This window comes from Leisingera sp. JC11 (assembly GCF_040704725.1).
In the GTDB taxonomy this organism is placed as follows: Bacteria; Pseudomonadota; Alphaproteobacteria; order Rhodobacterales; family Rhodobacteraceae; genus Leisingera.
On record NZ_JBFCVS010000003.1, the window covers coordinates 275,329 to 294,048 of the forward strand.

Here is an 18,720-nt window from a genome sequence, read left to right on the forward strand (position 1 = left end):
TCAGCGGTTGCGCCGCAGGTAGACGTAATAGGCGCCGCCGCCGCCGTGGCTGATATGGGCCGGCGTCACCTGCAGCACCGCCTGGGCCAATGGCGGCAGCGCCAGCCACTGCGGCACCTTGTGGCGCAGCACCCCGCGCGGCACCGGCATTGGTCCTGGTTCGTCCCGGTCCTTGCCCTTGCCCGTCACTACCAGCACCAGCCGTTTGCCGGATGCCTGCGCAGACAGGATAAAGCGCGTCAGGGCAGGATGCGCGGTGTCGATCCGCATGCCATGCAGGTCCAGCTTGCCTTCCGGCCTGATCTTTCCGCGTTTCATCCGGCGGAAAGCCTTTTCGTCCATCTGCAGGGGATCGCTGGCAAGGCTGCGGGCAATTGAGGGTTTCAGATCGTGTTTCACCGGCTTGGGTTTGGCGTGACTGCCAACCTCAAACGCAGCAACACGTGGCTCAGGCTGCTTGACCGGTTTGGGTTTTGGCATCGGCGGGGCAGGCGGCGAGGAATGCGCACCCGGATGCAGCCGCTCCGTATGCTTCACGACCTTGTGCCAGAGGTCGATCTCCTCTCCTGTCAGTTTCCGCCGTGCCATTCACAGATCTTCCGGCAGCATTGCATAGGCCCGCTGGATCGGCAGCAAAACCACCATCCGGCCCGGGTCTTTCATCGTGCCGGCTGTCTCGCCGGCCTCGTCGCCTGTGCCGACAAAGATGTCAGCCCGCTGCGCGCCCTTGATGGCAGAGCCTGTGTCCTGCGCAACCATCAGCCGGCGGAGCGGCATGTGGCCGTCCTTTTCCACCCATACCGGTGCACCCAGCGGCGTGTAGGCAGGATCGGCGGCAATCGTGCGCATCGGTGTGACCGAACGGTTCATCGCGCCAAGCGGCCCCTTGGAGGCCGCCACTTTGCGCACCTCGCGGAAAAACACATAGGACGGGTTGTGAAACAGCAGTTCCTTACCGTCCGCCGGGTTGCGCCGCACCCAGGATTTGATCACCTGGGCGCTGACCTGGTGGGCATTGTAGACACCGCGGCGCACCAGTTCCTTGCCGATCGATTTATAGGGATGGCCGTTGGCCCCGCCGTAGCCGACGCGGATTGTCGAACCGTCCGGCAGCCGGATCCGGCCCGAACCCTGGATTTGCAGAAAGAACAGCTCCACCGGATCATCAACCCAGGCGATCTCCAGCCCGCGGCCCTGCATCACACCGGTGGTAAGTATGTCCCGCCTCGGCAGCCAAAGATCAGCACCGCGCGCCTCCGGCGGCATTTTGTAAACCGGATAGCGGAATCGGCCCGTGGGATAGCGTGAACCGCTCAGCTCCGGCTCGAAATAACCGGTGAACAGGGCAGGGTTGCCATCCTCGATCAGAACAGGGCGGAAAAACAGTTCAAAAAAGGCCCGCGCGCCTTCCGGCGGCTGGGACCGCGCGGCGTTGCACAGGGCCGCCCAGTCGGGGTCCTTGAGGTCCCGGCAGGTCCCCAGAAAGACCTTTAAGGCGGCCGCGTGGTCATCCTGTGCCCAGCCATCCAGCTGGGCAAAGTCCAGAATGCTGGACACGGTTTCGGATTGCGCCCCGGAGGCGGTCATCGCGGCACCTGCAATTGCAGCTGCCCCAAGTACCCCCCGAAGCGCCGCAATCATGCGTCCGTCGCAACAAGCTGCCAGTTGGGATCGTCGCTGCCCATGGTGCGGGCAAAGACCCAAGTGTCTTTCTGGCGCTTAACAGCCTTGGGGTCACCTTCCACAATGTCACCGCCGCGGTCACGCACGACCGAGGTCAGCTCCCCGACGAAGCGCATGGTGATCTCTGCACGGCCCGACTGCGCATCAAATTGCGCGTCAGCCAGAGTAGTTTCGCGGACACCGATGAACTCGGCCTCGATCTTGTAGCCCTGGTCCTCGCGATGCGCGACGGCTTCCACGAAGCTGTCGAACACATCCTCAGCCAGGAAAGGCTGGATGTCATCAAGGTTGCCATGCTCGAACCCCATCAGGATCATCTCGTAAGCGCCGCGGGCGCCTTGGACGAACTCCTGAACCTGGAAAGAAGGTTCAACCCGTTTCATCGCAGCCAGGGCCTGAGCCTGCGGGCTGCCTTCGGCAACGTAATCGGTGATGTCGCGGTCCGGTCCGCCTTCGATCACTTCCAGATCCGGGCGGCGGCTTTTGGCTTCGGACTTCGGCAGCGGCGGCTTTTCGAAACCTTCGCGTGTTCCCAGAACGCTTTTCAAGCGCAGGATCAGAAACACGGCAATACCGGCCAGAACCAAAAGCTGAATCACAGGCGACTCCATGGATACCTCATGCTAGGCGTTCGTGCTTTGTTTGAAACCAAAGCGGTCACGTCTTATGTAGGTGACGGGCGGGGGCAAGTCTACCGCCCGGACGTATGATCGCAAGGAAACCCCCATGTATCTCTTCCTGGCCTTTCTGATGGTTCCCATCATTGAAATTGCTTTGTTTATTCAAGTCGGCGGCGCCATCGGCCTGTGGCCGACCCTGGCCATCGTGGTCCTGACCGCGGTGCTGGGCACCTGGCTGGTGAGAACCCAGGGGCGCATGGCCATGGGGCAGCTGCGCTCATCCTTCCAGCAATTGTCCGATCCGGCGGAACCTTTGGCCCACGGCGCAATGATCCTGTTTGCGGGCGCGCTGCTGCTGACCCCCGGTTTCTTCACCGATGCGGCCGGCTTTGCCCTTCTGATGCCCCCTGTGCGGCTGGCGGTTTACCGCTATCTGCGCTCCCGTATCACCGTAGCGCAATTCCAGATGGGGCCAGGCAGCATGCAGGGCCGCCACTATCCCGGCGGCGCCGGCAAGCCGGATGACATCATCGATGGTGATTACGAAGATGTGACGCCGGGGAAGCAGCCTGGTGGCCCTTCGGGCTGGGTTGACGGCCCCCGTTGAGCTGGCCGGACCAAGCTGCTAAGCACGGTCCAAAGCATATTTTCAGGAGTATCCCGATGGCCGAAAACGGCGAAGCCCAGCAGCAGCCGCAAGTCCAGATGAACATTTTGGCCCAGTTCATCCGCGACATGTCGTTCGAGAACGTTATGGCGCAGAAAGGCACCGGCGGCGAGGTTCAGCCAGACGTCAGCGTACAGGTAAACCTGGATGCGAAAAAGCGTTCGGCTGAGAACCAGTATGAGGTGGTCACCAAGCTGACCGTCGAGTCCAAGAACAAGGAAAGCGGCAACGTCCTGTTCGTGCTGGAGCTGGAATATGTCGGCGTCTTCAACATTGTCGGCGTGCCGGAAGACCAGCTGCACCCGTTCCTGCTGATCGAATGCCCGCGCATGACCTTCCCGTTCCTGCGCCGGATCGTGTCGGATGTGACCCGCGACGGCGGCTTCCCGCCGCTGAACCTGGACAACATCGACTTTGTGGGGATCTACCGCAACGAATTGGCCCGCCGCCAGTCCGAAGCAGCTGCTGCTGCGCCCACGCAGTGAATTTTACAGCTATCTAACCTGGAAACGCCGCTGATCCTCAGCGGCGTTTTTCGTTTTATGGCTTCTTCGGGATCAGGAAGCCTTCCACAAGGCATTATCCCCCATCTTTTCGATGAAGGCCTCATGCGCTGCCATTTCCTCAGCCGTCATTCGCGGCGGCAGCGGAGTCTGCCGCGGGGCTGGGCGCCAATCATCCTCCACCTGCTCATTGCCGGACGAGGCCTTTTGCGTTGACAGGCCAAAATCCGGCTGCCGCCCGCCAATCAGTTCCAGGTAGACATCTGCCAGAATCTCGGAGTCGAGAAGTGCCCCGTGCAGGGTCCGGTTGGAGTTGTCGATGCTGAAACGGCGGCACAACGCATCCAGCGTCGCCGGCGAGCCCGGAAACCGCTGGCGGGCCATCGCCAGTGTATCGATCGCTTGATCCATCGGCAGCTTTGGCAGCCCCATCCAGTCCAGTTCCGCGTTCAGGAACTTCATGTCGAAGCTGGCATTGTGAATGACCAGTTTGGAGTCCTGCACAAAGTCCAGGAACTTCTGGCCGACCTTGGCAAATACCGGTTTGTCCCGCAGCGTTACTGCACCTGGTTCCGGTTTCTGCGGCGGTTCCAGCAGGTCCGGGCCGATACCATGGACCGAGAACGCCTCTGCCGGCATCGAGCGTTCCGGGTTGATATAAACGTGAAACGTTTCCCCGGTCGGCATGTGGTTATAGAGCTCCACCGCACCGATCTCGACGATCCGGTCGCCGGAGAACGGGTCAAAACCGGTGGTTTCGGTATCAAGAACGATTTCACGCATGGCTCAGTTTGCTCCTGATATCTGCGAGGATCTCTGCCACCTGCGCCTCGGCATGTTCGAGCGTATCAGTCTCGATCACGTAGTCGGCACGGGCCATCTTCTCCTCAATCGGCATCTGTTTCTGCAAGATATGCCGGAATTGCTCAACCGTCATCGTGCCGCGGGCAAGAACCCGTTCTTGCTGAGTAGCGGCATCCACGCTCACACAGGCCACTGCGTCCATCTCCGCGTCTCCGCCGGTTTCAAACAGCAGGGGGATGTCGAAAACCAAAATATCGCTCTGCGCAGCAGTCCGGAATGCCGCACGGTCCTGCGCGACAAGGGGATGCACGATGGCTTCGATGCGCTTCAAGGCTTCGGGATCCTTACCGATAATCTCCTTCAACGCAGCCCGGCTGACTTCTCCGTTCTCTATTGCACCAGGAAAGGCGGCCTCCATTGGCGGGACGGCGGAGCCGCCCTGTCCATAGAGCCGGTGAACCGCCGCATCCGCATCCCAAACTGCGCAGCCCTGGGCTGCGAACAGTTGGGCCGTGGTGCTTTTGCCCATGCCAATTGAGCCGGTGAGGCCGAGGCAGAAACTCATCCGAGCACCGCCGCACGGGTGGCGGCATCAACCTCTGGCCGGTGACCAAACCAGCGCTCGAAACCAGGTACCGCCTGATGCAGCAGCATGCCCAGACCGTCAACCACGGCGCAGCCCGCCTCCTCAGCCGTTTGCAGCAGATCGGTTTTCAAAGGCGCATAGATAAGATCGGTGACAACAGCGTTCGGCCGCAACCCGTCCAGCGGCACCCGCAGGCGCGGCTTGCCCACCATGCCAAGCGAGGTCGTATTCACGATCAGCGCACCTTCCTCAATGATATTGCCGGCCTGGACCCATTCCACCACATTAACGCGGCTGCCAAAATCCTTCTGCAGCTGGTCCGCCCGCTCGCGAGTGCGGTTGGTCAGCAGAATCTCTGGCACGCCCGCCTCCATCAGGGAAGCCACCACCGCCCGGCAGGCCCCGCCAGCACCCAGAACAACGGCAGGCCCGGACTGCGGATCCCAGTCCGGCGCGCCCAGGTGCAAGTTGGTGATGAAGCCGTAGCCGTCGGTGTTGTCGGCCAGGATGGTGCCGTCATCGCGGAAGATCAGCGTGTTGGCGGCACCGATCAGCCTGGCCCGGTCCGTCACCTTGTCGGCAATCTCCATCACCGCCTCTTTATGCGGGATGGTCACATTGGCGCCGACGAACCCCATTTTCGGCATCACCCGGATGGTCTCCGCCAAGTCCTCAGGCTCCACATGCATCGGGACATAATGCCCGGCGATGCCATGCGTTTTAAGCCAGTGACCGTGCAGCTGGGGGGACTTGGAATGCGCAACCGGACAGCCGATCACGCCGGCGAGCGGGATTTTTGCTTCTGTCATTGCTCGATTACCCCTTGCAGTCCCAGGTAACTGATAAGCTCCATCAGCGGTAATCCCAAGACATTAAAGTAACTGCCGTCGATGCTGGCAAACAGCCGCACGCCTTCTTCCTCCAGCTTATAGGCTCCAACCGCGTGGCGGATGCTGTCCCAGTTGCGGGTGACATACTCCTCAAGGTAGCTGTCAGTACATGCACGCATCACCAGCCGGACCTGGCCCACATGCCGCCAGACGGGTTCTCCATCGCGGTATATTACTGCCGCAGAAAGCAGCATGTGGCGTTTGCCGCGCATGTCTTTGAGCTGGCGCAGCGCCTCCTCGGCGCTGACAGGTTTGGACAGAAGGTTTCCTTCGAAATCAAGGACCTGATCGCACCCAAGCACCAGCTTGCCCGGATGTTTTCCGCTTATCTTGCGCGCTTTCGCCTCTGCCAGCGCATCAGCAATATCGCGGGGGGGCGCCTGTTCGGCCAGCAAGGCCATCTTGATCGCATCTTCATCCAGACGAGGCACGTCGGTCTCAAAGTCAATGCCCGCCTGACGCAACAGATGCGCCCGGATTTCAGAACCAGAAGCCAGCACTATGTGGGCAGTCATGTGGAAAACCCCGTGGGAAAGAAGCAGATCGTTTCAGGACGTTTTGTATGGTTTTCCGGGCTCAAGTAAAGACTCCAGGGGTTGACGGAAATCTCAGGATTCAGCCGGCTGAGTCGTCCTTTGTGAGTCAGGATAACTTTGTTTCCGTGGATATGCCGGCTTTCCCCGGATCATCCCGCTGTTATCCCCAAACGCAAAAAGGTAAACCGACCCTTAACTGGCCTTATTTCAAGTGCGTTCAGGAGATTTCAATGACTCTTGCCCCATGTGCGCTGGAATCTTGTCCCTGCTGGGGATAAGCGGAGGAAGATTCACTTATCCACCGGAATCCACGCACACTACAAAAACATCATCCTTTTAATATTTCTTTTTTTATTAGGGTGGTCCGAACTGACCCGGGAGAACAGCCCATGGACCTGAGCGATCTGATGTTCACGCTCTACCCATACGCCAAGTCACTGCACATCATGGCCGTGCTCAGCTGGATGGCCGGTCTCTTCTATCTCCCGCGTCTGTTCGTGTATCACGTGGAGCAAGCTGAGAAGGTGCAGGAGGCAGTGCCGATCTTCCTCACCATGGAGGAGAAGCTCCTCCGGATCATCATGCGCCCAGCCATGTATGTATCCTGGGTTGCAGGACTGTTTATCGTGCTGACACCGGGCATTGTCGACTGGAGCTATCTCTGGCCCTGGACCAAGGGCGTGTCGGTCGTCGCCATGACCTGGTTCCATCATTGGCTGCTGTTCCGCTTCCGGGATTTCAAAGAAGGGCGGAATTCAATGTCAGGCCGGCAGTTCAGGATGATGAATGAGGTGCCGACAGTACTGATGGCGGTGATTGTAGTCTCGGTCATCTTCAAATTCTGACGCAGCCGCGCTGCTAGGGGCCTGCAAGGGCGGAACGCTTGCAGCCGGCGTTTGACTCATCTGAAACGAGTCCCTATGTATGGCTCTCAGCGGGCCCGTCCGGGCATTCGTGTTTTCCTAACCTGTCGTGTGACCGACCCCCGGGTAAGCGGGGAGTAGAGGCCGTATCTATATGACCGTTCAATCCCTGAATCTGTCCGATCTCAAGGCGAAGAGCCCCAAAGCGCTGCTGGCGATGGCTGAGGAGCTGGAGATCGAAAACGCCTCGACCATGCGCAAGGGCGAGATGATGTTCCAGATCCTGCGGGAACGCGCGGACGAAGGCTGGGATATCGGCGGCGACGGCGTGCTGGAAGTGCTGCAGGATGGATTCGGCTTCTTGCGCTCGCCAGAGGCGAACTACCTGCCCGGTCCGGATGACATCTATGTCTCCCCTGACATGATCCGCCAGTATTCCCTGCGCACCGGCGATACCGTCGAAGGCCAGATCAAGGCGCCGCTGGAGACTGAGCGTTACTTTGCGCTGACCAATGTCACCAAGATCAACTTCGAGGAGCCTGAAAAGGCCCGTCACAAGATCGCTTTTGACAACCTGACACCGCTCTATCCGGATGAGCGCCTGAAGATGGAGATCGAGGATCCCACCATCAAGGACCGTTCCGCCCGTGTGATCGACCTGGTGGCCCCCATCGGCAAGGGCCAGCGCTCTCTGATCGTGGCGCCGCCGCGCACCGGTAAGACGGTGATCCTGCAGAACATCGCGCATTCGATCGAGAAGAACCATCCTGAGTGCTACCTGATTGTTCTGCTGATTGACGAACGTCCGGAAGAGGTGACCGACATGCAGCGCTCGGTGAAGGGCGAGGTTGTGTCCTCCACCTTCGACGAGCCGGCGACCCGTCACGTTGCAGTGTCCGAAATGGTCATCGAAAAGGCCAAGCGCCTGGTGGAACATAAACGAGATGTTGTGATTCTCCTCGATTCGATCACAAGACTTGGTAGAGCCTTTAACACCGTGGTCCCGTCCTCGGGCAAGGTTCTGACCGGTGGTGTCGATGCAAACGCCCTACAGCGCCCCAAGCGCTTCTTTGGTGCGGCCCGGAACATCGAAGAGGGCGGCTCGCTCACCATTATCGCCACCGCGCTGATCGACACGGGCTCGCGCATGGACGAGGTGATCTTCGAAGAATTCAAGGGCACCGGCAACTCGGAGATCGTGCTGGACCGCAAGATTGCCGACAAACGCGTGTTCCCGGCGATCGACATTCTCAAATCCGGCACCCGGAAAGAGGACCTGCTGGTCGACAAGGGCGACCTGGCAAAGACCTTTGTGCTGCGCCGGATCCTGAACCCGATGGGCACCACCGACGCTATCGAGTTCCTGCTTTCGAAGCTGAAGCAGACTAAGTCGAACTCCGAGTTCTTCGACTCGATGAACACCTGATCCGGGCCGGCAAAAGAGAAAGGCCACCCCATGGACACGATCTTTGCGCTGGCCTCCGCCCAAGGGAAGGCCGGGGTCGCGGTGATCCGCGTCTCCGGTCCGCTTGCGCTTGACGCCGGCGCGGCGCTGTGCCGCGGTCAACTGCCGGCGCGGGGTTCCTGCCTGCGGGTTCTGAAAGACGAATCAGGTGAGCGTCTTGATGAAGCCCTGGTTCTGAGTTTCACTGCTCCAAACAGTTTCACCGGTGAAAATACCGTTGAATTTCAAACACATGGCAGCACGGCAGTTGTTTCAGCGGTTCTTGATTCGCTGGGGCGAATCGACGGTCTGAGAATGGCTGAACCGGGTGAGTTCACCCGCCGTGCGTTGGAAAACGGTAACTTGGACCTGGCCCAGGTTGAGGGCCTTGCCGATCTGATTGATGCGGAAACCGAGGCACAGCGCAAGCAAGCTCAAGTCATCCTCGCCGGCGGCTTGGGGCAGCTGGCTGAAACCTGGCGGGCAAATCTGATCCGGGCAGCGTCCTTGATCGAAGTAACCATAGACTTCGCTGATGAGGAAGTACCGGTTGACGTAACACCTGAGGTCACAGCGCTTTTGGCAGAAGTCCAAGCCGGCCTCGAAAGGGAGACCGCCGGCGTCAAAATAGCCGAACGGATACGCAGCGGGTTCGAAGTTGCGATTATCGGCGCACCCAATGTCGGGAAGTCCACGCTGCTGAACGCGCTGGCCGGCCGGCAGGCCGCGATCACATCGGAATACGCCGGCACCACCCGCGACATTATCGAAGTGCGCATGGATTTGGCCGGCTTGCCTGTTACTTTGCTGGATACGGCCGGCTTGCGGGACACTGAAGATCATGTAGAGGGTATCGGAATTGCCCTTGCGCGAAAGCGGGCTGAAGACGCTGACTTGCGCGTGTTTCTCGCGGAAGACCATGAAGTCCTAGACGTGAAAATGCGAACGGGCGACATCCGGCTGCGTCCAAAGGCGGATCTGCGTTCCGATCAGGTGAATTCAGTCTCGGGCCGGTCAGGGCAGGGGGTCGACCAATTGGTTGACCATGTATCCTCAGTTCTCACGAAGCGTTCCGCGCAGGCGGGTATTGCCACGCGCGCCCGTCACCGGGATGCGATGTTGTCTGCTTTGCTCAGTCTGACGGAGGCACAGGACATCCTGCAGCGAGGACCGGAGTTTTATGATATAGCGGCCGAAGAAATGCGATCGGCGATCCGAGCCCTGGAAATGCTGGTTGGCCGGATCGGGGTTGAAAATCTCCTGGATGAGATTTTCTCTAGTTTCTGTCTGGGAAAATGAAGGAGTGTTTCACGTGAAACATTCATCTTATGACGTGATTGTGGTCGGCGGCGGTCACGCCGGTACAGAAGCCGCCCATGCATCAGCAAGAATGGGAGCAGCGACTGCGCTGGTGACCCTGGAACGCACTGGTATCGGTGTAATGTCCTGCAACCCGGCAATCGGCGGATTGGGCAAAGGTCATTTGGTCCGGGAGATTGATGCGATGGATGGCGTCATGGGCCGGGTAGCTGACCTTGCAGGTATTCAGTTCCGATTGCTGAACCGCCGGAAGGGGCCCGCTGTGCAGGGACCGCGCGCGCAGTCAGACAGAGCTATTTATCGGCAAGAGATGCTTCGCTTGACGGAAAGTCAGCCGAATTTGGATATCGTTGAAGGAGAAGTAACGGATTTCCTGATGAGCGGGGATACTGTCGCCGGCGTGACATTGGCAGACGGCAGCGAAATTGCGGCCAAATCAGTTGTTCTGACTTCGGGAACCTTTTTGCGGGGTGTCATACACATCGGTGATGTTTCAAGGCCCGGCGGCCGGATGGGGGACAAGCCTTCTGTCAAACTGGCCGAGCGTCTTGACAGCTTTGAGCTGCCGCTTGGCCGGCTGAAGACCGGCACGCCACCCCGGCTGGACGGGCGCACCATCAACTGGGATGCCCTTGACGCACAGCCCGGTGACGATGATCCTGTCTTTTTTTCGTTCATGACTAAGTCTCTGAGCGCAAAGCAGGTGTCATGCGGCATTACGCACACCAATGCCAAAACCCATGAGATTATCCGGCAGAACCTGGAACGCTCCGCGATGTATGGCGGTCATATCGAGGGCGTAGGGCCTCGGTACTGCCCGTCTATCGAAGATAAGATTGTTCGGTTTGCGGAAAAGGACTCCCACCAGATTTTCCTTGAGCCAGAAGGTGTGTCCGACCACACGGTATACCCCAATGGGATATCCACCAGCCTGCCCGTGGATGTTCAGGAGGATTATGTCCGTTCGATCGTTGGCCTGGAGAGTGCCGACATACTGCAACCGGGCTATGCGATTGAGTACGACTATGTGGATCCGCGCGCGCTCCAGTTGGATCTGTCTCTGAAGGACGTGCCAGGACTGTACCTTGCAGGGCAAATAAACGGCACAACCGGCTATGAGGAAGCGGCTGCGCAAGGACTCGTCGCCGGCTTGAACGCGGCGCGTCGGGCCAAGGGCGCCGGACCGGTGACCTTCAGCCGGTCAAACAGCTACATCGGTGTGATGATCGATGATCTGACGACCAACGGTGTCACGGAACCTTACCGGATGTTCACCTCAAGAGCGGAATTCAGACTCTCCTTGCGGGCCGATAATGCAGACCAAAGACTGACCCCGATTGCGATTGATCTGGGCTGCGCCGGCGAGGAACGCCGGGTGGCGTTTTTGCAGAAAAGCGAACAGCTGACCTCAGCCCGGCAGACGCTGGAAGCAAGAACCTTCACTCCGAAACAGGTCGCAGAAGCAGGGATCCGCGTCAATCAGGACGGTAACAGGCGTACTGGCTTGGATGTTCTGGCATTTCCGGATGTCGCCTTCGAGGATGTGATTGAGCTGATGCCAGAGCTGGATAGCGTGACTCCGGAAATTCGTCGTCAAATGGAGCGCGATGCCTTGTATGCAAATTACATTGCGCGGCAGGAGCGGGAAATTTCCGTGATGAAGCGTGATGAAGGCCATTTGATCCCTAAGGGTTTTGTCTATGACGAAATTGACGGGCTTTCCAAGGAGCTTCAGCAAAAGCTTTCGCGGGCTTGTCCGGAAACCCTGGCGCAAGCGGCCCGGATCGACGGCATGACGCCGGCAGCACTTGCGCTTATCCTGGCCCGTCTCCGCAAGGAAGGGACCAGGCAGGAGAAGACTGCATGAGTGGCAAGGCCCTCCTCGATCGGCTCAATGTTTCACGTGAAACAATCCAACGGCTCGAGACCTTTGATAGCGTTATTCGAAAATGGAACCCGAAGATCAATCTGGTGTCCCGGTCCAGCCTTGACCAGCTATGGACTCGGCACATAGCGGATTCCGTACAGGTCTTCCGCTGTGTCGACACGCCGGGGCACTGGGTGGATATCGGAAGCGGCGGGGGATTTCCCGGACTTGTAATCGCGCTGCTTGCCGCCGATGAGGCGCCTGAAATGCGGGTGACGCTGATCGAGAGTGACCAGCGCAAATCGGCCTTTCTTCGCACCGCAGCCAGGGAGTGCGGTGCATCAATTACGGTGCTGAGCGAGCGGATTGAAAAGGCTCCATCGCAGCTGGCGGATGTGTTGTCCGCACGGGCACTTGCAGGTTTGGATGATCTTCTCGGTTTTGCAGAGCGCCATCTTGCTGCCGATGGCGTTGCTGTTTTCCCGAAAGGGGAGAACTGGAAAAAAGAAGTGGATAACGCGCGGCAGAGATGGCGGTTTGAAGCTGAAACGGCTAAAAGTTTGACTGAGCCAGAAGCAGTAATCCTGAAAATCAGGGGAGTTGAACGTGTCTGATTATTCCCGCCCGGAGGGGCCTCGTATCATCGCGGTCGCAAATCAGAAAGGCGGGGTAGGGAAGACAACAACAGCCATCAACCTTGCCGCGGCACTGGTCGAATGCGGGCTGCGGGTTCTGGTTGTTGATCTGGATCCGCAGGGCAATGCTTCGACAGGTTTGGGAATTGAACCGTCTGACCGGGATCTGACGACCTATGATCTTCTCGTCGAGGATGCTTCCCTGTCAGATGTTATCCGGCAGACAGAAATTGAAGATCTCTGCATCATTCCGGCTACCGTTGACCTTAGCTCTGCGGACATCGAGCTGTTCACCAATGAAAAGCGCAGCTTCCTGCTGCATGATGCTCTGCGTCAGACGGCAATGGATGAATATGATTGGGACTATGTTCTGATTGATTGCCCGCCGTCTCTGAACCTTCTGACCGTAAATGCAATGGTGGCAGCCCATTCTGTACTGGTGCCATTGCAGAGCGAATTCTTCGCCTTGGAAGGCGTGACGCAGCTTATGCTGACGATTCGTGAAGTGCGGCAGTCTGCGAATCCGGGTTTGAGGATCGAGGGGATCGTTCTGACCATGTTTGACCGGCGTAACAACCTGTCCCAGCAGGTGGAGCAGGATGCGCGGGATAATCTGGGAGATCTTGTGTTCCAGACGAAAATCCCACGCAATGTGCGTGTCAGCGAGGCACCCTCCTACGCGCAGCCGGTCTTGAACTACGACACAAACTCCCTGGGCGCACAGGCATACCGCGCTTTGGCGGAAGAAATCCTGAATAAACATCACAAAATAGCGGCGTAAATGAAGAACACTGACCGGAGGCAACCATGGCAGACAAGAAAACAAAACCACGCGGGCTTGGCCGGGGATTGTCGGCGTTGATGGCGGATGTGAACCCTGCGCCGGTGAGCACGCAGGCTGAGGCGCCGCGCAACGCGGAAGTTCTGGTGCCTATCGAGAATGTCGTTGCAAACCCCAACCAGCCGCGGCGTCAGTTTCTGCAGGAAGATCTTGATGACCTAACGGCGTCCATCAAGGAAAAGGGGGTTCTGCAGCCGCTGATCGTGCGGCCCAGATCTGGCGGCAAATTTGAGATTGTTGCCGGCGAACGCCGCTGGCGGGCGTCTCAAGCAGCGCAGCTGCATGAAGTTCCGGTATTGATCCGGGATTATTCCGACCTGGAAATGATGGAAGTAGCCATCATTGAAAACATCCAGCGCTCGGATCTGAACGCCATGGAAGAGGCGCAGAGCTACAAGCAGCTTATGGAGAAGTTTGGCCATACGCAGGAGAAGATGGCGGAGGCGCTCGGCAAGAGCCGCAGCCACATTGCTAACCTCGTGCGCTTGCTGCACCTGCCGCAGGATGTTCAGATCCTTGTCCAGGAGCGTAAGCTGTCTGCCGGCCACGCGCGTGCACTGATTACTTCAGACAATGCTTCCGAACTGGCGGCGAAAATCGTTAAGGGCGGCTTGTCTGTCCGGGCAACTGAAGCCTTGGTCAAGAAGGACGCGGCTGGGATTCAGGCGGGCGGGGCGAAGAAGCCCAGGAAAGCGCCAGAGAAAGACGCAGACACCCGGGCACTTGAGGGTGATTTGTCCGCAATGCTGAAGATGAAGGTCTCGATTGATCATAAGCCTGGAGGAGAGGCCGGCGCGGTGACGATCAATTACGAGAACCTGGATCAGCTGGACGAGTTGTGTAATCTGCTCAGCCGTTAGGGCGGGTCCAAATAAAGACAAGGACAGCTGACAAAACTACTGCCTGAATGCCTAGGACATGTCCGGGAGCGCCAAGCAGAAGAGAAAGGCCAAAGACGGCGGCAATCGAGACGGTTGCCGCCTTTTTTGCGCCTGGACGGATCGCCCCGTGATCGCGCCAGTCCATAATCATCGGACCAAAGACGTTGTGAGCGACAATCCAGTTGTGCAGGCGCTCAGAAGAGTTGGCAAAGAAGAAGGCAGCGAGAAGCAGGAAGGGAACTGTTGGCAAGAGTGGGAGGACAATTCCGATGACGGCCAAGGCTACGCAAAACAGTCCCAAGCCGGCATAGAGGAAACGCATTGCTTCAATCCATCAAGAGTTCACGGAGGACCGCATTCAATACCGCGCGGCCTTGATCCGTCGCACGAAGCTTTTGGTCAGAGATAGTGATCATGCCCATTTGTACAAGATCTTCCAGCCGGTCTTTAGGTAGTTGCTGACCCGAGAGCTGGTTAAATCGCACCATATCCAGACCTTCGGACAGGCGCATACCCATCATAAGGTATTCAGCCGCAGCATCTTCCATGTTCAGAAGCTCACGCAGGGATTCACCGCTGCCTTTGCTCACCGCATTCAGCCAGGCCCCGGGCGCCAGATGGGTTTCGGTGGCGTAACGGTGGCCATTCAAGGTCAGTCTTCCATGAGCGCCGGGGCCGATGCCGGCATAGTCGCCATAGCGCCAGTAGATCAGGTTGTGCCGGGATTCCGCGCCTGGTTTGGCGTGGTTTGAGATTTCATAACCGGCCATTCCAAAGCCGGCGCAGATCTCCTGGGTGGCGTGGTACATGTCCGCGGCGGTGTCATCTTCCGGCAGGCCGCGCAGTTTGCCGCGGGCATACCGGTCGCCGAAGGCGGTGCCCTCTTCGATGGTAAGCTGATAAAGAGACAGGTGGTCAATCGCCATTGAGAGCGCTTCGCGCAACTCTGTCTGCCAAGCTTTCAATGTCTGTCCCTGGCGCGCGTAGATCAGGTCAAAGCTTACCCGGTCAAAACACTTTCGGGCTATGTCAAATGCGGCTTTGGCTTCAGTGACGCTGTGAATGCGGCCGAGGCGGCGAAGATCCTCGTCATTCAGAGCCTGGATGCCCATGGAGACCCTGTTGACCCCGGCATCCCGGTAGCCTGCAAAGCGGCCGGCCTCGACGGAACCCGGGTTAGCTTCAAGAGAGATCTCTATGTTGTTGGCAAAAGGCCAGATTTCACGTGCCCTTTCGATGACTGCGGCGACCGTATCAGGCTGCATCAGGGAAGGGGTGCCGCCGCCGAAGAAGATGGAGTTCAGAACCCGGCCTGAGAGCTGTTCCGAGAGTCTGTCAAGTTCGCTGAGATAGGCCCTAACCCACAGCTTCTGGTCTATTTTTGCTGAAACATGGCTGTTGAAATCGCAATAGGGGCATTTGGCCTGGCAAAAAGGCCAATGCATATAAAGGCCAAAGCCCCCATTGCGCCAGTCATCCACCGAAACAGCCCTGGATAAACTGAGCGACAGCCTTGCCGCGGTGGCTGATCTTGTTTTTCTCTGCGGGATCCATCTCGGCGCAGGTGATACCGTAGCCGTCCGGCTGGAACATCGGGTCGTAGCCAAATCCGTGTTCGCCACGGATTGGCCAGACCAGCTGACCCGGCATAACGCCCTCGAACACCTCGTCATGGCCGTCCGGCCAGGCGATGACCAGGGTGCAGCGGAACTGGGCGGTGCGGGGAGAATCGGCGCCGGCTGCGGTCAGCTCGTCATTGGCGCGGGTCATCGCCAGTTTGAAATCGCGGCCACTCGGTGTTTCCGCCCAGTCCGCAGTGTGGACGCCGGGGGCGCCGTTCAATGCGTCGATGGTTATGCCGGAATCATCAGACAGAGCCGGCAGGCCGGTAGCCTTGGCAGCGGCATGAGCCTTGATGCGAGCATTGCCGACAAATGTGTCTTCGGTTTCCTCGGGTTCCGGCAAGTTCATCTCGCCGGCGCCAATGACCTGCACCCCGAAGGGGGCAAGGATCTCGGCGATCTCCTTCAGCTTGCCTTTGTTGTGGGTGGCGACAAGCAGCTTGCCGCCTTCCAGCTTGCGGGTCATTTGCTGGCGGCCTTCTGCATCTCTGCCAGCTCGGAGGTGCCTTTGGCGGCCAGGTCCATCAACTGGTTCATCTGATCGCGGGAGAAGACGGAACCTTCCGCAGACATCTGCACTTCGATCAGTTTGCCGGAGCCGGTCATGATGAAGTTGCCGTCTACGCCGGCTTCGGAATCCTCAGGGTAATCCAAGTCCAGCACCGGCTGGCCGGCATAGATGCCGCAGGACACGGCGGAAACCGGATCCATCAGCGGGTCGATCTGCACGTCGCCAGCCTTCATCAACTTGTTCACCGCCAGACGCAGGGCGACCCAGCCGCCGGTGATCGAGGCGCAGCGGGTCCCGCCATCGGCCTGCAGCACGTCGCAGTCGATGGTGATCTGCCGTTCTCCCAGAGCGACACGGTCGACGCCGGCCCGCAGAGCGCGGCCGATCAGGCGCTGGATTTCAACGGTGCGGCCGCCCTGCTTGCCAGAGGCAGCCTCGCGGCGCATGCGGGTGTTGGTGGCACGCGGAAGCATGCCGTATTCGGCGGTCACCCAGCCCAGGCCGGTTCCCTTGATGAACGGCGGCACGCGGTCTTCGATGGTGGCAGTGCAAAGGACGTGGGTATCGCCCGCCTTGATCAGGCAGGAGCCCTCGGCGTGTTTGGTGAAGCCGGTCTCGATCGAGACAGGGCGCATTTCATTCAATTCTCGTCCTGAGGGTCGCATGGCACATCCTTTTGCTGTTGGCTTGGGATATCCCCCGGACGCGGGGCTATGCAAGCCCGATTGACCTTTTCACGAAGTGCTCTTTAATGACATTTTGGCGCTGGGTTCCTATGTTTAGACCGGAAGAAATGCTGGTAGGCTGATGAGCGATCCGAACAACATTCTGAAGGACCTGAATGACCGCTCCCGGGACGTGTTCCGGGCGGTGGTGGAAAGCTATCTGGAGAGCGGCGATCCAGTGGGAAGCCGCACGCTGACCCGGTCGCTGAGTGAAAAGGTCAGTGCGGCCACGGTGCGCAACGTGATGCAGGACTTGGAATACCTTGGCCTGCTGGACAGCCCCCATGTGAGCGCAGGACGGGTGCCCACGCAGATGGGCCTGCGGATGTTTGTTGATGGTTTGCTAGAGGTTGGTGACCTTAATGCAAAGGACCGCGAGAAGATTGACGCGACGCTTGGCAGGAATGCAGGCGACGTTGGCGGCATGCTTGACCGCGTTGGTGCGGCGTTGTCGGGCGTGACGCAGGGCGCCTCCCTGGTTCTGACACCCAAGCACGAAGCTGAGATCCGCCACATCGAATTTGTCTCTCTGGCCCATGACCGCGCTCTGGTGGTTCTGGTGTTTTCCGACGGGCATGTGGAGAACCGGCTGTTTACCCCGCCGCCAGGGCAGACACCCAGCTCGATGCGGGAGGCCGCGAATTTCCTGAATGCGCTGATTGAAGGCAAGACACTGAGCGAGGTTCAGCGGCAGATCCAGCGGGAGATTTCAGCGCGCCGGCAAGAAATAGACAGCCTTGCACACGCAATGATTGAAAGCGGACTGGCGGTCTGGGAAGAGGAAGGCAGCGAACAGGCCCGGCTGATAGTGCGGGGACGGGCGAATCTTCTGGCAGAGACCGGCGCCGCGGAGGAGCTGGAGCGTATCCGCACGCTGTTTGACGACCTGGAGCGCAAGCGTGACATCGCTGAATTCCTCGAACTGACCGAAGAAGGCGAGGGCGTGCGCATTTTTATCGGGTCGGAGAACAAACTTTTCTCACTTTCGGGTTCCTCTTTGGTGGTGTCTCCCTATATGAACGCGGATCGAAAGATCATCGGTGCGGTTGGGGTGATTGGCCCGACGCGCCTGAATTACGGACGGATTGTGCCGATCGTGGACTACACGGCACAGCTGGTTGGCAAACTGTTGTCCGACCGGAGTTAGAGGTGAAACATGGCAGAGCTCAAGGACGAAGACTTTCTGGATGACATCGCCGCCGCCGAGGCTGAAGAGCTGGCTGCGCAGACCGAGGAATTTGATGATGCCTCGCTGGAAATCGATGCGCTCCGGGCGGAACGGGATGAGCTGAAGGACCGCTTTATGCGGGCGCTGGCGGATGCGGAAAACGCACGCAAGCGGGGCGACAAGGCGCGCCGTGAAGCAGAGAATTATGGCGGTTCGAAACTGGCCCGCGACATGCTGCCGGTTTACGATAACATGAAGCGCGCGATCGAAGCGGCCACCGAAGAGCAGCGCGAGGTATCGGCGGCTCTGATTGAAGGCGTTGAGCTGACCATGCGCTCGCTGCTGGGTGTATTCGAGAAGCATGGCATCCGGATTGTGTCGCCCGAGGTGGGCGACAAGTTCGACCCGAAGGTACATGAGGCAATGTTCGAGGCGCCGGTGCCGGGCACCAAGGCGGGCGACATCATTCAGGTGTCTGCGGAAGGCTTCATGCTGCATGACCGGCTGCTGCGCGCCGCACAGGTTGGTGTATCGTCCACGCCGGCCAGCTGATG

22 protein-coding genes are annotated in these 18,720 nt (G+C 59.0%); 11 read left to right on the forward strand and 11 right to left on the reverse strand.

Annotated features, from left to right (window positions below):
* The 3 genes from AB1A62_RS05105 to AB1A62_RS05115 are packed head-to-tail and all read right to left on the reverse strand — an operon-like array spanning position 1 to position 2,294.
* Positions 1-588, reverse strand: coding sequence for a Smr/MutS family protein (locus AB1A62_RS05105; protein WP_366660399.1), 588 nt, complete (start codon positions 586-588; stop codon positions 1-3).
* Positions 589-1,641: a murein transglycosylase A gene (locus tag AB1A62_RS05110; protein WP_366660401.1), complete on the reverse strand. Its 1,053-nt coding sequence runs from the start codon at positions 1,639-1,641 to the stop codon at positions 589-591.
* Positions 1,638-2,294: a Tim44/TimA family putative adaptor protein gene (locus tag AB1A62_RS05115; protein WP_366660403.1), complete on the reverse strand. Its 657-nt coding sequence runs from the start codon at positions 2,292-2,294 to the stop codon at positions 1,638-1,640. The genes AB1A62_RS05110 and AB1A62_RS05115 overlap by 4 nt, the downstream gene beginning before the upstream one ends.
* A gap of 115 nt (positions 2,295-2,409) precedes the next feature.
* Between AB1A62_RS05115 and AB1A62_RS05120 the strand changes: the two genes are divergently transcribed.
* Both AB1A62_RS05120 and secB read left to right on the forward strand, forming a co-directional pair.
* Entirely contained in the window at positions 2,410-2,910 is a 501-nt protein-coding gene (locus tag AB1A62_RS05120) for an FxsA family protein (protein ID WP_366660404.1), read from the forward strand.
* 56 nt (positions 2,911-2,966) lie between these two features.
* Entirely contained in the window at positions 2,967-3,455 is a 489-nt protein-coding gene (gene secB / locus AB1A62_RS05125; RefSeq protein WP_366660406.1) for a protein-export chaperone SecB, read from the forward strand.
* A gap of 72 nt (positions 3,456-3,527) precedes the next feature.
* Here the strand turns inward: secB and dnaQ are convergent, their stop codons facing one another.
* Genes dnaQ through AB1A62_RS05145 form a run of 4 tightly spaced genes read right to left on the reverse strand, consistent with a single transcriptional unit; the run spans position 3,528 to position 6,268 of the window.
* Positions 3,528-4,256, reverse strand: coding sequence for a DNA polymerase III subunit epsilon (dnaQ, locus tag AB1A62_RS05130; RefSeq protein WP_366660407.1), 729 nt, complete (start codon positions 4,254-4,256; stop codon positions 3,528-3,530).
* Entirely contained in the window at positions 4,249-4,842 is a 594-nt protein-coding gene (gene coaE, locus AB1A62_RS05135; RefSeq protein ID WP_366660409.1) for a dephospho-CoA kinase, read from the reverse strand. Before coaE ends, dnaQ begins: the two co-directional genes overlap by 8 nt.
* On the reverse strand, positions 4,839-5,672 hold the full coding sequence (locus AB1A62_RS05140) for a shikimate dehydrogenase (RefSeq protein WP_366660410.1): 834 nt from the start codon (positions 5,670-5,672) through the stop codon (positions 4,839-4,841). The genes coaE and AB1A62_RS05140 overlap by 4 nt, the downstream gene beginning before the upstream one ends.
* A complete protein-coding gene (locus AB1A62_RS05145) occupies positions 5,669-6,268 on the reverse strand; it encodes a nucleoside triphosphate pyrophosphatase (RefSeq protein WP_366660412.1) in 600 nt (199 codons plus the stop codon). Before AB1A62_RS05145 ends, AB1A62_RS05140 begins: the two co-directional genes overlap by 4 nt.
* A gap of 410 nt (positions 6,269-6,678) precedes the next feature.
* On the opposite strand from AB1A62_RS05145, the gene AB1A62_RS05150 reads away from it, so the two are divergent.
* The 7 genes from AB1A62_RS05150 (at position 6,679) to AB1A62_RS05180 (ending at position 14,119) form a co-directional block, all read left to right on the forward strand.
* Complete coding sequence (locus AB1A62_RS05150) at positions 6,679-7,134, forward strand: CopD family protein (RefSeq protein ID WP_366660414.1); 456 nt, start codon at positions 6,679-6,681, stop codon at positions 7,132-7,134.
* Positions 7,135-7,306: 172 nt separating this feature from the next.
* Complete coding sequence (rho, locus tag AB1A62_RS05155; RefSeq protein WP_174145217.1) at positions 7,307-8,578, forward strand: transcription termination factor Rho; 1,272 nt, start codon at positions 7,307-7,309, stop codon at positions 8,576-8,578.
* Positions 8,579-8,608: 30 nt separating this feature from the next.
* Positions 8,609-9,895 carry a tRNA uridine-5-carboxymethylaminomethyl(34) synthesis GTPase MnmE gene (mnmE, locus tag AB1A62_RS05160; protein WP_366660415.1) on the forward strand — a complete coding sequence of 429 codons (1,287 nt, stop codon included), beginning with the start codon at positions 8,609-8,611 and terminating at the stop codon, positions 9,893-9,895.
* A 13-nt stretch (positions 9,896-9,908) separates the two neighbouring features.
* The gene (mnmG, locus tag AB1A62_RS05165; protein WP_366660417.1) at positions 9,909-11,783 is read left to right on the forward strand and encodes a tRNA uridine-5-carboxymethylaminomethyl(34) synthesis enzyme MnmG; all 1,875 of its coding nucleotides are present in this window, start codon (positions 9,909-9,911) and stop codon (positions 11,781-11,783) included.
* Positions 11,780-12,397, forward strand: coding sequence for a 16S rRNA (guanine(527)-N(7))-methyltransferase RsmG (gene rsmG / locus AB1A62_RS05170; protein WP_366660419.1), 618 nt, complete (start codon positions 11,780-11,782; stop codon positions 12,395-12,397). The genes mnmG and rsmG overlap by 4 nt, the downstream gene beginning before the upstream one ends.
* Positions 12,390-13,199, forward strand: coding sequence for an AAA family ATPase (locus AB1A62_RS05175; RefSeq protein ID WP_366660420.1), 810 nt, complete (start codon positions 12,390-12,392; stop codon positions 13,197-13,199). The genes rsmG and AB1A62_RS05175 overlap by 8 nt, the downstream gene beginning before the upstream one ends.
* A gap of 26 nt (positions 13,200-13,225) precedes the next feature.
* Entirely contained in the window at positions 13,226-14,119 is an 894-nt protein-coding gene (locus AB1A62_RS05180) for a ParB/RepB/Spo0J family partition protein (RefSeq protein ID WP_366660421.1), read from the forward strand.
* On the opposite strand, the gene AB1A62_RS05185 is transcribed toward AB1A62_RS05180, so the two are convergent.
* From AB1A62_RS05185 to rph, 4 genes are read right to left on the reverse strand one after another with little or no spacing between them, the layout of a single operon-like run.
* Positions 14,109-14,462: a YbaN family protein gene (locus AB1A62_RS05185; RefSeq protein ID WP_366660423.1), complete on the reverse strand. Its 354-nt coding sequence runs from the start codon at positions 14,460-14,462 to the stop codon at positions 14,109-14,111. The two genes, AB1A62_RS05180 and AB1A62_RS05185, sit on opposite strands and share 11 nt — an antisense overlap.
* A gap of 4 nt (positions 14,463-14,466) precedes the next feature.
* Positions 14,467-15,621, reverse strand: coding sequence for a radical SAM family heme chaperone HemW (gene hemW / locus AB1A62_RS05190; protein ID WP_366660425.1), 1,155 nt, complete (start codon positions 15,619-15,621; stop codon positions 14,467-14,469).
* Positions 15,614-16,228, reverse strand: a complete 615-nt coding sequence (gene rdgB / locus AB1A62_RS05195; protein ID WP_366660427.1) for an RdgB/HAM1 family non-canonical purine NTP pyrophosphatase — start codon at positions 16,226-16,228, stop codon at positions 15,614-15,616. The genes hemW and rdgB overlap by 8 nt, the downstream gene beginning before the upstream one ends.
* Positions 16,225-16,938, reverse strand: a complete 714-nt coding sequence (gene rph / locus AB1A62_RS05200) for a ribonuclease PH (protein ID WP_174145232.1) — start codon at positions 16,936-16,938, stop codon at positions 16,225-16,227. The genes rdgB and rph overlap by 4 nt, the downstream gene beginning before the upstream one ends.
* A 142-nt stretch (positions 16,939-17,080) precedes the next feature.
* Between rph and hrcA the strand changes: the two genes are divergently transcribed.
* Together hrcA and AB1A62_RS05210 are read left to right on the forward strand one after the other, a co-directional pair.
* A complete protein-coding gene (hrcA, locus tag AB1A62_RS05205) occupies positions 17,081-18,145 on the forward strand; it encodes a heat-inducible transcriptional repressor HrcA (RefSeq protein ID WP_366660429.1) in 1,065 nt (354 codons plus the stop codon).
* Positions 18,146-18,154: 9 nt separating this feature from the next.
* Positions 18,155-18,718, forward strand: a complete 564-nt coding sequence (locus tag AB1A62_RS05210; RefSeq protein WP_366660431.1) for a nucleotide exchange factor GrpE — start codon at positions 18,155-18,157, stop codon at positions 18,716-18,718.
* Positions 18,719-18,720 lie beyond the last annotated feature (2 nt).